This is a genomic window from Deferribacterota bacterium, from assembly GCA_034189185.1.
GTDB lineage: Bacteria > Chrysiogenota > Deferribacteres > Deferribacterales > UBA228 > UBA228.
Genome location: JAXHVM010000055.1, coordinates 1 through 11,987 on the forward strand (window position 1 = coordinate 1; position 11,987 = coordinate 11,987).

14 protein-coding genes and 2 tRNA genes are annotated in these 11,987 nt (G+C 29.8%); 10 read left to right on the top strand and 6 right to left on the bottom strand.

Going from position 1 to position 11,987, the window contains the following annotated elements:
• A partial coding sequence (locus SVN78_05335) for a Na+/H+ antiporter NhaC family protein (protein MDY6821026.1) occupies positions 1-312 on the top strand: 312 nt, incomplete at its 5' end.
• Between the two features lie 60 nt (positions 313-372).
• Here the strand turns inward: SVN78_05335 and SVN78_05340 are convergent.
• Both SVN78_05340 and SVN78_05345 read right to left on the bottom strand, forming a co-directional pair.
• Positions 373-2,148: an ABC transporter transmembrane domain-containing protein gene (locus tag SVN78_05340; protein ID MDY6821027.1), complete on the bottom strand. Its 1,776-nt coding sequence runs from the start codon at positions 2,146-2,148 to the stop codon at positions 373-375.
• Positions 2,141-2,842: a tetratricopeptide repeat protein gene (locus SVN78_05345; protein MDY6821028.1), complete on the bottom strand. Its 702-nt coding sequence runs from the start codon at positions 2,840-2,842 to the stop codon at positions 2,141-2,143. Before SVN78_05345 ends, SVN78_05340 begins: the two co-directional genes overlap by 8 nt.
• 55 nt (positions 2,843-2,897) lie before the next feature.
• On the opposite strand from SVN78_05345, the gene SVN78_05350 reads away from it, so the two are divergent.
• The 3 genes from SVN78_05350 to SVN78_05360 are packed head-to-tail and all read left to right on the top strand — an operon-like array spanning position 2,898 to position 5,609.
• Positions 2,898-3,680 carry an NTP transferase domain-containing protein gene (locus SVN78_05350; GenBank protein MDY6821029.1) on the top strand — a complete coding sequence of 261 codons (783 nt, stop codon included), beginning with the start codon at positions 2,898-2,900 and terminating at the stop codon, positions 3,678-3,680.
• On the top strand, positions 3,677-4,720 hold the full coding sequence (locus SVN78_05355) for a phospholipase D-like domain-containing protein (protein MDY6821030.1): 1,044 nt from the start codon (positions 3,677-3,679) through the stop codon (positions 4,718-4,720). Before SVN78_05350 ends, SVN78_05355 begins: the two co-directional genes overlap by 4 nt.
• Position 4,721: 1 nt before the next feature.
• The gene (locus tag SVN78_05360) at positions 4,722-5,609 is read left to right on the top strand and encodes a metallophosphoesterase (protein ID MDY6821031.1); all 888 of its coding nucleotides are present in this window, start codon (positions 4,722-4,724) and stop codon (positions 5,607-5,609) included.
• Positions 5,610-5,628: 19 nt separating this feature from the next.
• Here the strand turns inward: SVN78_05360 and SVN78_05365 are convergent, their stop codons facing one another.
• The 4 genes from SVN78_05365 to SVN78_05380 are packed head-to-tail and all read right to left on the bottom strand — an operon-like array spanning position 5,629 to position 8,282.
• Positions 5,629-6,714, bottom strand: coding sequence for an LptF/LptG family permease (locus SVN78_05365; protein ID MDY6821032.1), 1,086 nt, complete (start codon positions 6,712-6,714; stop codon positions 5,629-5,631).
• Entirely contained in the window at positions 6,714-7,817 is a 1,104-nt protein-coding gene (gene lptF, locus SVN78_05370; protein ID MDY6821033.1) for an LPS export ABC transporter permease LptF, read from the bottom strand. The genes SVN78_05365 and lptF overlap by 1 nt, the downstream gene beginning before the upstream one ends.
• 38 nt (positions 7,818-7,855) lie before the next feature.
• Complete coding sequence (locus SVN78_05375; GenBank protein ID MDY6821034.1) at positions 7,856-8,038, bottom strand: hypothetical protein; 183 nt, start codon at positions 8,036-8,038, stop codon at positions 7,856-7,858.
• Positions 8,028-8,282: a hypothetical protein gene (locus SVN78_05380; GenBank protein ID MDY6821035.1), complete on the bottom strand. Its 255-nt coding sequence runs from the start codon at positions 8,280-8,282 to the stop codon at positions 8,028-8,030. Before SVN78_05380 ends, SVN78_05375 begins: the two co-directional genes overlap by 11 nt.
• 148 nt (positions 8,283-8,430) lie before the next feature.
• Here SVN78_05380 and SVN78_05385 point away from each other — a divergent pair.
• The 6 genes from SVN78_05385 to rpsU form a co-directional block, all read left to right on the top strand.
• Positions 8,431-8,503 (top strand) — tRNA-His (locus SVN78_05385).
• An 8-nt stretch (positions 8,504-8,511) separates the two neighbouring features.
• A tRNA-Leu gene (locus SVN78_05390) sits at positions 8,512-8,593 on the top strand.
• Between the two features lie 54 nt (positions 8,594-8,647).
• Positions 8,648-9,973 (top strand): trigger factor, encoded by a 1,326-nt coding sequence (gene tig / locus SVN78_05395; GenBank protein MDY6821036.1) that lies wholly within the window; start codon positions 8,648-8,650, stop codon positions 9,971-9,973.
• Entirely contained in the window at positions 9,973-10,572 is a 600-nt protein-coding gene (gene clpP, locus SVN78_05400) for an ATP-dependent Clp endopeptidase proteolytic subunit ClpP (GenBank protein ID MDY6821037.1), read from the top strand. Before tig ends, clpP begins: the two co-directional genes overlap by 1 nt.
• 50 nt (positions 10,573-10,622) lie before the next feature.
• The gene (gene clpX, locus SVN78_05405) at positions 10,623-11,867 is read left to right on the top strand and encodes an ATP-dependent Clp protease ATP-binding subunit ClpX (protein MDY6821038.1); all 1,245 of its coding nucleotides are present in this window, start codon (positions 10,623-10,625) and stop codon (positions 11,865-11,867) included.
• Positions 11,868-11,885: 18 nt separating this feature from the next.
• Positions 11,886-11,987 (top strand): 30S ribosomal protein S21 (gene rpsU / locus SVN78_05410; protein ID MDY6821039.1); only part of this gene is annotated, 102 nt, incomplete at its 3' end.

Below are 11,987 nucleotides of genomic sequence, written 5' to 3' on the forward strand. Positions count from 1 at the left end.
GTACCTTTGGCATTTAGTTTAAATCCATCCCATGAATACCTTATAATTAATATTAGTGCTGTATTAACGGGTGCAATCTTTGGGGATCACTGCTCACCTATATCAGATACAACAATATTATCGTCAATGGGTGGAGCATGTGATCTTATTGATCATACAAAAACACAGATTAATTATGCTATATTTATTGGGCTTTTGACATTATTAACCTGTTATATACCAGCTGTTTCTGGAATAAATATTTTTATTATATTTTTAGTTAATATTTTATTAATAATATCTGTTCTCTTGTTGTTTGGTAAAAAACCATAAATATAAAATTATAACTTAAAATAATCTTTTAGACTATTTTAGACTATATATTGTTTAGACTTACAATATATTAATGTTTTCATTGTCGCTATTAGAGGAAAATTCGAGATTGTAGAGTTTTTTATAGAGGTCACACCTATTTAATAATTCAGTATGAGTGCCTTTATCAACTATTTCTCCTTTATTTAATACAATTATCCTATTAGCATTCAAGATTGTTGTTAATCTATGAGCTATTATTATTGCTGTTCTATTTTTTAGTAGATTTTCCAAGGCTTTTCTAACAAGAAATTCTGATTCGCTATCAAGTGCTGATGTAGCTTCGTCTAATATAAGAAGTTCAGGATCTTTTAAAAGTGCTCTTGCTATAATAATGCGTTGTTTTTGGCCTTCTGAAAGGGTTGAGCCGCGCTCACCGATCAATGTTTCATAACCCTTTGGTAAATTTCTTATAAATTTATCTGCATATGAAGCATTGGCTACGTTTCTTATTTTGTTGATATCATCACAGTCAGTACCGTAAGTGATATTTTCCTTGATTGTTGTGTTGAAAAGGGTGCTACCCTGGGTTACAATACTAACATATTTTCTTATGCTTTCTAATGTGAAATTTTTAATATCCTTATCATTAATTAGGATTGTTCCTTTATTTGGTTTATAAAATTGGGTAATTAGCTTAACAATGGTACTTTTGCCTGAGCCTGATGGGCCAACAATAGCAACTTTTTCACCCCTTTTTATCTCAAAGGTTATATTTTTTAGGGCTGGCTCATTTGAGCCGGGGTATGTAAAATATATATTTTTAAAAGATAAAGAATTAAAAGGCTCTTTTAGTTCAATTTTCCCCAATTCTTCCTCTTTAATGTCTGGTGAGTCTAGAATAGAAAAAACCCTTTCAGCGCCTATTATTGCTTCTTGTAGCATAATATTTGCATTACCAATTTTTGTAAGTGGATTAAATACCAACGATATGGCAGTAATAAAAGAAAATAAATCACCAGCTGTCATTTCACCATTTATAACCAGTGAACCACCAAATACTAAGACAATACTTAAGCCAATGCCAAGACATAGCTCCATTATAGGAGAGGTTATTAAATTATAGATCTCTCTTTTCATTGTAACCTTTCTTAGACGCTTATTTTCTTTGTTAAACTTGTCAATCTCTTTCTTTTCTGATGTAGAGGATTTTATTACTAGCATTGAGCTAAATATTTCTTGTAGTATTGAAGACATATCAGCTACTTTTGATTGTCTCTTATTGGAAAATTTCCTAAGTTTTTTATTTATATAATAAATCGGGTAGGCTACTAAAGGTAGGACAACTAATGAGCAAAGTGTTAAAAAGTAACTTTGATAAAAAGCTACACCTATTAATATAAACACTGTAAATATCCTTTTCACTAAACGAGACAACACGGGAATGCTATTTCTAATAATCTCAACATCATTAACCACCCTAGACATTAAGAAACCAACTTGTGATCTATCGAAAAATTCAATAGGTAGCCTTATTATTTTACTGTATAATCTATTCCTCATCTCTTCTAATATTTTTAGTGAACAATATTTCATCTGATAGTCTTGGTATACTTGGAAGGAACCTCTTACAATAAAAATAAATATTACAGCCAAAGGCAATATATATAGATAGGTGCTCTCCTTGTTGACAAAAATATAATTCATTATTGGCTCAACAATATACGCCATTGCGCCTGTGGTGGCTGAGACAACAAGCGTTGCTAATAGAGCTGTAATTAGTCTAAATTTATAAGGTTTTAAAAATGCTAACAATCTCTTTAAGTTTTTAAATTTATTTTTTTCTATATTATTCATATAATAGTGAAAATTTTTCTAGTTTATCTATCCTTTTTCTTGCTCTTTCAACATACTTCTGCTCTTTTTTATTAGTAATTTCAAGGTTTAATAATTTTCTATATATATTTTTAGCTCTTTCAATTTTATCTATTTCTTCGTAAGTTTTTGCCATTTCATAGAGGTATTGGGCATTATTTTTATCAAGGTTAACTGCTTTTTCAAAATATTCTATAGCTCTCTTAAAGGAGGCATTTTTAATAATATCATTTAGGAACTGTTTTGCTAGTGTTTTTTGAAAGCCCTCGATTTCGCTAGCTTCTTTATTAATCATCCCCAAAATAAACAATGCCATATGATTGTTTTCATTTATCTCTATAGCCTTTTCAGCTGCCTTTTCTACTTTTTTTGCAAGTTCTATCTTTTCATAAAAGGGTGCTTGTTCCATTGTAGAGCCTAACGTATAGGCTAAATAGGCATAACCCGTATCATCATTAGGGTATTTTTTAATTATATCCTCTGCAAGCTTTGAAGCTCTTTTAAAATAGGTATACCTATTATCACTATCTTCATCTAAGACCTCAGCTTTTTTTATATACTCATTAATTGTATAAATTAACTCATCTTTAACCATATTTCCAGAGGATGCACCAGAGATAAAGGGAAAAGACACAAAAAAAAGCATTATCAATAATATTATTAATTTAATTTTCATCACAGACCTCTAATATTTTCTTGATTTATATTTATATATCATTATAAATAAACTGATGTTTATATCAATAGTTTTAGCAGGTGAAAGAATAGGGAAAGGGCAGAAAAATGAATTATTAGAATATTGTGGGGTAAAAGCAAAATCCCTGATCAATATAAATGATAAACCTATGATTTTATATGTATTAGAAGCCCTATTGAAGAGCAATTTAATTAAAGACATCTATGTTATTGGGCCAGCGTTGCTTATGGAAGAATCTTGGCAACTACAAAAACTAGAGAAAGAAAATAAAATTAAATTTAGAAAGCAGATGTTATCCCCTGCTGAAAGCGTTTTGTCGATTTTAAAGGAATTAAATAATGAAAATGTTTTTATAACAACTTCAGATAACGTATTATTAAAGTTAGGGTGGATAGATTTTTTTCTAAATGGGGCATTCAAGAGCGGAAAGGATGTGTTGATGGCAGTTAATGATTATAATAGGGTAGTAGAGAAATTCCCTGATACTAAAAGGACAGTTTTAAAATTTAGAGATATCTCTTTTTGCTTTTGCAATCTCTTTGCTGTTATGAATGAAAATGGTTATAAGGTGATAGAGCTTTGGAGAAAAGTTGAAAATATGAGAAAGAACCCTTTAAAAATAGCAAGGATGATTATGCCAGTGTGGGGTCTTATCTTGTTTTCAATGGGCTTATTGAGCTCAAAAAAAGCATTTAAGAAAATGTCTAAAAAATTAGATGCAGATGTTGGCATAATAAAAATGCCCTATCCTGAAGCCTGTATTGACGTTGATAAAATTGAGGATCTTGAGCTGGTTAAAAAGATAATAAACCAATGAAAGTATATTTTGGAGGTCCTGACAAGCCCCCATTTTATTTAAGGAATATATTAGCTGAAAAAATTGATTTAATTGGTAAAAAGGGGGAGATTTTTTGGGTAACCTACTATTTTAGAGATTTAGATTTAGCTAATAAACTTATAAAGGCAGCTGAAAGAGGGGCAAATGTGACAGTTGTATTGGAGAGACGTCCCAGGGTAAAAGATTGCAATGATGAAGTGTTTAATCTATTAAAAGAAAGCTCCAAAGTGAAGATTAAGTATATAGAGCATAGTAAGCCCCACAGAGGGATATTTGGTGGTATGCCTAGAATTCATGAAAAAGTTTATTATTTTAAAAACGATTTTGAAACATCCGTTTTTATAGGAAGTTTTAACCCATCTAGTAAAATAAATAATGATGATAAAAGAATCATTGATTTGATAGGTGATCAATATAGGGGCCACAATTTTTTAGTGGAAATTGATGAAAAGCATTTAATAGAGGGCCTCTATAATCATTGTAAAAATATTGTGCAAATAAATCATGGCATTATTGAGAATTTTAAGAAAAAAGATAAGTGTATATGTGATACGGATACTAAAATACATTTTTTTCCATGGGCGGGAAAAAAATGTGTTACAGATTTTTTTTATGCAGCAGAAAAGGGCGATAGGGTTTATATAGCAGTATCCCATATATCTCTTTTTGGTATTGCTAGGATATTGTATAAATTGAAAAGAAAGGGGGTAAGACTGGATATCATCTCCCATGACACTGAGAGGCGTTTTCCAGAAAGGATTGAAAGGCAACTAAAAAAATACTCTATAAACTATATGAGGTATATACATCCAAAAAGATATCCAATGCACAATAAGTTTATAATAATAGAAAAAAAGAATGAGCAATTTGTGGGTTTTGGAAGTTTAAATTTGTCAAATAGATCAATATATGAGAATCACGAAATATTTGCTGTTACAAATAATGATACAATGGTTGAAGCATTTAAAAAAAGGTGGTATGAAATCTATTATGAAATAATTAATAATAAATACTCTTAGAATGATACGTATAGCCCATTTAAGTGATTTACATATAAATAATGTTAGCAAAATAACCTACAAAGAACTATTCTCTAAAAGGTTGTGTGGTTATTGTTTTTGGAAATCTAAAAAGCATAAACTCTTTGATTATTTTATATTCGATGAGATTAAAAAGGATATAGGTTTAGAAAAACCCGACCATATAGTAATAACTGGTGATTTAACACAGTTGTGTACGGCCAGTGAATTTAAAAAAGCAAGAAATTATATTCAAACATTAGGTGCTAATGAAAATATAACAATAATTCCAGGAAACCATGATTTTTATACATTTGCCGGTAAAAGTTTATTCTATAAAGAATTTTGTGATTTTTTTTCAGTAAATAACTATATTGATACTAAAAATTATCTCCCCTTTGTGAAAATAATAGGAAATTGTGCAATAATAGGTATAAATTCAGCAGTAGTAACACCCCCATTTTTCTCCTATGGCCATTTGAAGAAATCCCAATTGGAGCATTTAGGGTTAATATTAAAAAAACTTCAGTATAGCTATTTTAATATCCTTTTAATACACCACCCACCAATAAAGGGTATAATCTATAAAACTAAAAGCTTGTTAAATAGTAGAGAACTTATAAGGATTTTAGAGACAGGTTCAATTAATTTAGTGCTTCATGGTCATATACACCGTTTTAATCTAAGCTATTTTAACTATAGAGAAACTAATATTCCAATTATCAGTGCTCCTGCTATGGCATTTAAATCTAATATAGGTATTCGTAGTGGTGGCTATAACATGTATAAATTATATAACTGCGATAAAAAATGGAAAATAGATCTAGAAAGAAAGGTGTACAATATAGAAAAAAAGTCATTTGACACTGAAGTAATTAAGGTATTATAGGATTAGTTAATAAAATTTGTTATTCAACTACATTGATAAGTAGGAAAAAATCTATTATCAATATAGCCAAGATTGGTCCCATAATAAGAAAAAATGGATCAATATTAAATATTAATACTATGTAGCCTAGTATATATTTGAGGAAGTATATAAGAGAACCACCTAATATTGCCAAGGCTATTTCAATACCCAATTCTCCTCTTGCAGGCAATCTGTTTATAAAAAAGGGTAAGCAGAATAAGATCATTGCCGTTACAGCAAAGGGAATACTTAATTTTTGCCAAAAGACAGATAATATGTAATCGTAATTCTCGCCCCTTTTTTTTAGCTCCTTTACCTGAACCATTAGCTCACTTAGAGAGGCAGCTTCAATTGGTATTGATATGAGCTCTTTCTCAAAAAGAGCAATATCAAACTTTATTATTTTTTCACTGTAGGTATTTATCTCTATCCCTTTTTCGGTAAAACTTTTTACTGTTATATTATTTAGGATTAGTCTATTTTTAGATTCAATCGTGCCTCTTTCTGCATATATAATGTTTGACAGGGCTTTTGTATCTCCATCGATTTTAAATATTCGTATATCCTGCAGAATATTTCCTGGCTTAATTTTTTTTATATTAACAAATTTGTTTTTATCTTTTGCCCAAAAACCCTCATCACTGAGCACGAGATTTTCATTTTTTGAGATAGCTGCAACTTTAATTTTATTAGCATATTGATCAAGGATGGGAGTTATAAATTCTATTGCAAAAAAGATTATAATTAAAGATATAAATGATATTTTCAAAAATATATTAATTATATACCTATTAGTACCCCCTGAAGATTTGATGGCTATTAATTCGCGATGTCTTATTAGGTTTTCCAGTGTTAATATAGTTGAAATGATTGCGCTCATAGGAGAAAACTCAACCATTCTGTTTGGCAAGGTTAATATTACAAATATAACTGCATGGCCTAGATTAAAATAACCCACTCCCAAATAATCAAGCTGCTCTGATAGTACTATAAACGAGAAAAGTGCTGATAATATAAAGGTTACCAGTAAAAATATATTTAAATAACTTTTGTATATAGTTTTATTAATTAATTTAATTTTCATTAATACAGATATTCTCTACTTGTTTTAAATCTTATATAGATATAGGTAATAAATAATAGAAGTGTTAACCAGAAAGTGCCAGGTATTGCTGGTATTAAACCATCCTTTACCCATTCCTCGACTATATCGTAAAGGTTGTAATATGTTATATAAATTAGAATTGCTATTATTATTTTTTGCGAGCGCTTTTTGATCCTTGGGGATGACCTTGAGAGTGCTATAGATAATAAGCCTAAAAATAAAGTCATAAATGGGACTGTTAATCTCCATTCTAACTCAGCAATATTGCTGTTAGTATTTTTACTTAAAAGTTCAAAGGTTGGCGACGCTTTTGATTCATATTCCAGTGCACTTTTAGTGTTGCCTATATCAATATAGATATTCTTAAATTTTGAGAATGTTTCTTTACCACTCCCTGAGTTAAACATATATATAGCTCCATCTTCCAGAATAAGCAAATCTTTAAGCTTATTATTCTCCTCGTTTAAATATGCTTTTTTTGCATATATTATTTCGTCAGTAATCTCGTCTTTTGTGCTTTTAGTATAGAGAAAAACATCTTTTAAAATATTTGGCTTTATTTTATCATCAGCATAAATTATCTTACTACCATCGTCAAAGGATATAAAGTGTCCTTTGCTTATTCTAGTTATATCAAAGGTCTGCTTTGCATAGTGTTCAAGAAGGTATATATTTTTATATGACCATGGTCTAATAAAATTACTTAGTAGAGCACTTAATATAGCCACTGAGATAGTTAGCATAATTATGGGTTTAAAAATTTTTCTTGAGCTAAAACCGGAAGATAACATCGCTGTTAGCTCGCTATTGTCATCCATTCTGCTGAGTATAATTATGCAGCCTAGATAAAAAGATAGAGGGATCAATACTTCAAGGGAGATAATATTCTCAAAAAAAATAAGAGGAAATAATACAGATTTTGTAATAACGCCGCTGGCCACCTTTTGTAAATAGTCATAGGAAGTATGAATAAAAATAATTATATGCAGTAATAACAAAATTAATATAAAGGGTTTAATTATTTCAAAGATAACATATTTGTATAATAATGGTAATTTAAATTTTTTAAGAAAAAAAGACATTAGAAAACTCTTTAATAATTATTTTAGAATATATTCTATTATTTCTCATAAAATTTATAATCATTAATTAGTGGTAATTCTTCTCTTATAGTATTTAAAACACTTAAATCTAAATCATTTGTTATGATATGCTTCTTGCTATATAGTTCTGCTATAATATCACAATAATCAAAAACGATATAGGCTCTATTGTAGATATTATTATTTATTTTAACAATCATATAACCTGTTAATAAATTTGTTTTTTTGCCATTGCAATATTTTAAGTTTTTTGTCTATTTCTCTATGATTTAGTTCAGCTAGATATTCTATATTACTATAACGATGACCTGTATTCCACGATTTTGAGAATATAATTAAATCTATTTTATCCGGAACTTTTTTATCAATTAATATATTTATATTATTTAGACTATTATAGGGAACACACAATTTGACATCTAGTTGAATAAGTGATATTTTCATTTATATGCTATAATTTAGTAAGCTCTTTATTTTTTATAATATTTATTATATATTTAATATAAATAAATTAAATAAATGATTTAAATAATAAATAAATTATTGACTAATATATAATTAATGAGTATTTTTATTTTTCACATAGCAAATGGTGGGTGTAGCTCAGTTGGTAGAGCGCTGGATTGTGGCTCCAGTGGGCGCGGGTTCAAATCCCGTCACTCACCTGTAGGATGCGAGTGTGGCGGAACTGGTAGACGCGCTAGACTTAGGATCTAGTGCCTTTTGGCGTGGGGGTTCGAGTCCCTCCACTCGCATTAAATTAATATGTTATAATAAATTAAAATTAAATACTAACAAAGGGATAGTTTATGAAAATTGATGTTGAGGATCTAAAGCAATCGAGAAAGAAGTTGAGCATTCAGATTCCATCAAACAAGTTTGATGAAGCCTATGACAATAGGCTAGAAAGGGTTAGGAAGGAGGCGAAAATACCAGGTTTTAGAAAGGGTAAGGCCCCCGTTGATTTTGTTAAAAAGTATTATCATAACAAGATTATGAGTGAAACATTAGAAAATGTAATTAATAATGCAATAAAAGAAGCTGTTCAAGAAAAAGGTATAGCACCACTAAATATGCCCACTGTAAAAGATTTTAAGTTTGAAGATGATAGAAGTATCTCTTTTAATGTAATATTTGATGTGTATCCAGAGTGCGATATTCAAAAATATAAAGATTTTGAGTTTGTAGAAGAAATTGAAGAGGTTGTTGATAGCGAGATTGATAGAGAGTTAGAAATATTAAGGAATCAGTTTGCAACCTATAGCCCAAAACAGGAAGATGAAAGCGCTGAGAGCCTTGATATGATAAATATTGACATGGTTGAGATAATTGATGGAGAAGAGGAAGAAAGCAAGGACTTTGAGTTTATTTTAGATAATAATGATTTCAACAGAGATTTTAATGATGCTATTAAAGGGATGAAAAAGGGCGAAACAAAAGAGTTTATTGTAAAATACCCTGATGAACATAGAGATAAAAAATTAGCAGGCAAAAATGTTACTTATAGGGTAACACTTAAGGAGATAAAGAAGAAAACATTGCCAGATATTAATGATGACTTTGCTAAAGAGGTGAGCGAAAATTTTGAGACATTAGAAGATTTGAGGGCAGATATTAAAAAGAAACTATATGAGCATAAGAAGCAAAGAGCAAGAAATCTTTTAATAGAAAAGATAATTAATAAAATTTTAGAGGAGAACCCCTTTGACGTTCCAGAATCTTTGGTGAATAAAGAAGCTGAAAATATAGCTCAGATGATGATTGAAAATTATAAACAAACTTATGGTGAGGCTATCCTGGATAAATTGCCAGACAAGAAAGGATTGATAGAAAATATGAAATCAAGAGCTGAATTTCAAATAAAATCTGCATTAGTAATCTTTAAGGTTGCTGAAAAAGAAAATATTAAGGTTAGTGAAGAAGAGATTGATGAAAAAATCAAAGAGTATGCAAAGAATTTAAATATGGAACTTGATAAACTGAAAGATCTTTGGAAGAAAAATAATGTGTTACAAAGAATTAAGGACAATATACTAGTAGATAAAATTCAAGATTTATTATTGAATGTAAATAAGGTTGAACAAAGATATGTAAAGCCCAAGGATGACGATAATAAGAAAAAAGGAGAAGAATAATGAGTTACTATATACCCTTTGTTATTGAACAAACTGGTAGAGGTGAGAGGTCTTATGATATTTATTCTAGACTACTAAAAGATAGGATTGTTTTTTTAGGCACAGGGATTGATGACAATGTAGCAAATGTAGTAGTAGCGCAATTATTATTCTTAGAGGCGGAAGATAGCGAAAAAGATATATATTTATATATTAATAGCCCAGGTGGTATTATAACGAGTGGTTTAGCTATATATGACACAATGAACCATATTAAGCCAAATGTATCAACTATTTGCATTGGTCAAGCTGCAAGCATGGCAGCTGTGTTATTGGCTGGTGGCACAAAGGGCAAGAGATATTCTGTTCCTCATTCAAGAATATTAATACATCAACCATTAGGAGGATTTCAAGGGCAGGCTAAGGATATCGAGATACATGCAAAAGAGATTATACGTATGAAGAATATTATAAATAGTATTTTATCAGAGAGAACAGGTCAATCATTAGAAAAAATTGAAAAAGATGTGGATAGGGATTATTTTATGAGTGCAGAAGAAGCCAAAACATATGGCATTATTGATGACATTATAGAAAAAAAAGATCTTGATAAGAAATAAAGTTGTTTATATTAATTATTAAAGAGGATATTAAACGAAAGGAGTAGTAAATGGCTAGAAATAAGTCGGACAACTTATATTGTTCATTTTGTGGTAAAACACAAGAAGAGGTTAAAAAGTTAATCGCTGGTCCAAATGTATATATATGTGATGAATGTATTGAATTGTGTAATGAAATTTTAAAAGATGAAGAAATAGGTAAAGAGGTTGACAACAACATAAAACTATATAAGCCGCAAGAGATAAATAGAAAGTTAAATGATTTTGTAATAGGGCAAGAATATGCAAAAAAGATATTATCAGTGGCAGTGCACAACCATTATAAGAGAATATTTTATTCAAAAAATTCAGATGTTGAAATAGAAAAATCTAACATTCTTATGCTTGGCCCTACAGGCACGGGGAAGACACTATTAGCCAAGACTTTGGCATATATTTTAAATGTGCCCTTTGCAATAGCAGATGCTACAACTTTAACAGAGGCTGGTTACGTAGGAGAAGATGTTGAAAATGTCGTCTTAAAGCTTTTGCAAGCTGCTGACTATGATGTTAAACGCGCAGAAAGGGGAATAATATTTATTGATGAGATTGATAAAATATCTAAAAAAACTGATAGTCCATCTATTACAAGGGATGTATCTGGTGAAGGTGTTCAACAAGCATTGTTGAAAATTATTGAAGGTACGGTGGCTAATATTCCACCACAAGGTGGTAGAAAACATCCACAACAAGAATATATTCAAATAGATACTTCGAATATATTGTTTATTTGTGGTGGAGCTTTTTCTGGCCTAACAGATATAATTAAAAGGCGTTTAGGGGATAAAACACTAGGTTTTAAAACAGGTGAGCGAAAAGTAGCTGATCATATAAAAGAGGAGTTAAATCTACTGTATCAGGCACAACCAGAGGACTTGGTTAGATATGGTTTAATTCCAGAATTTGTTGGAAGGCTACCGATTATAGCACCTTTCCATGATTTAGATGAAAAAGCTTTAGTTACAATACTCCTTGAACCAAAAAATGCTTTAATAAAGCAATATAAAGAGATTTTCAAAATAGATAATGTTAAGCTTACATTTACTGATTCAGCACTTAGAACAATTGCAAGATTATCTATTAAGAAAAAGACTGGAGCAAGGGGTCTTCGTTCAATTATTGAACAATCTATGTTAGACTTAATGTATAATATACCTTCTGCAAAAGATGTTAAAGAATGTATAATAACAGAGGATGCTATTTTAAATAAAGCTGATCCAATCTTAATATTTGATAACAAGAAAGAATCAGCATAGAAAATTTTAAGGGGTGATATGTTGGCAGTTAACGCTATAGTAAAAGTAAGAAATAATAATGTTGATGGGGCATTAAAACTTTTAAAGAAAAAGATTGAAAGAGAAGGACTTATTAAAGAG

Bases quoted from the DNA above. Each gene is read 5' to 3' on its own strand.
- SVN78_05340 (MDY6821027.1), bottom strand. From the start codon at position 2,148: ATGAATAATATAGAAAAAAATAAATTTAAAAACTTAAAGAGATTGTTA.
- SVN78_05345 (MDY6821028.1), bottom strand. From the start codon at position 2,842: ATGAAAATTAAATTAATAATATTATTGATAATGCTTTTTTTTGTGTCT.
- SVN78_05350 (MDY6821029.1), top strand. From the start codon at position 2,898: ATGTTTATATCAATAGTTTTAGCAGGTGAAAGAATAGGGAAAGGGCAG.
- SVN78_05355 (MDY6821030.1), top strand. From the start codon at position 3,677: ATGAAAGTATATTTTGGAGGTCCTGACAAGCCCCCATTTTATTTAAGG.
- SVN78_05360 (MDY6821031.1), top strand. From the start codon at position 4,722: ATGATACGTATAGCCCATTTAAGTGATTTACATATAAATAATGTTAGC.
- SVN78_05365 (MDY6821032.1), bottom strand. From the start codon at position 6,714: ATGAAAATTAAATTAATTAATAAAACTATATACAAAAGTTATTTAAAT.
- lptF (MDY6821033.1), bottom strand. From the start codon at position 7,817: ATGTCTTTTTTTCTTAAAAAATTTAAATTACCATTATTATACAAATAT.
- SVN78_05375 (MDY6821034.1), bottom strand. From the start codon at position 8,038: ATGATTGTTAAAATAAATAATAATATCTACAATAGAGCCTATATCGTT.
- SVN78_05380 (MDY6821035.1), bottom strand. From the start codon at position 8,282: ATGAAAATATCACTTATTCAACTAGATGTCAAATTGTGTGTTCCCTAT.
- tig (MDY6821036.1), top strand. From the start codon at position 8,648: ATGAAAATTGATGTTGAGGATCTAAAGCAATCGAGAAAGAAGTTGAGC.
- clpP (MDY6821037.1), top strand. From the start codon at position 9,973: ATGAGTTACTATATACCCTTTGTTATTGAACAAACTGGTAGAGGTGAG.
- clpX (MDY6821038.1), top strand. From the start codon at position 10,623: ATGGCTAGAAATAAGTCGGACAACTTATATTGTTCATTTTGTGGTAAA.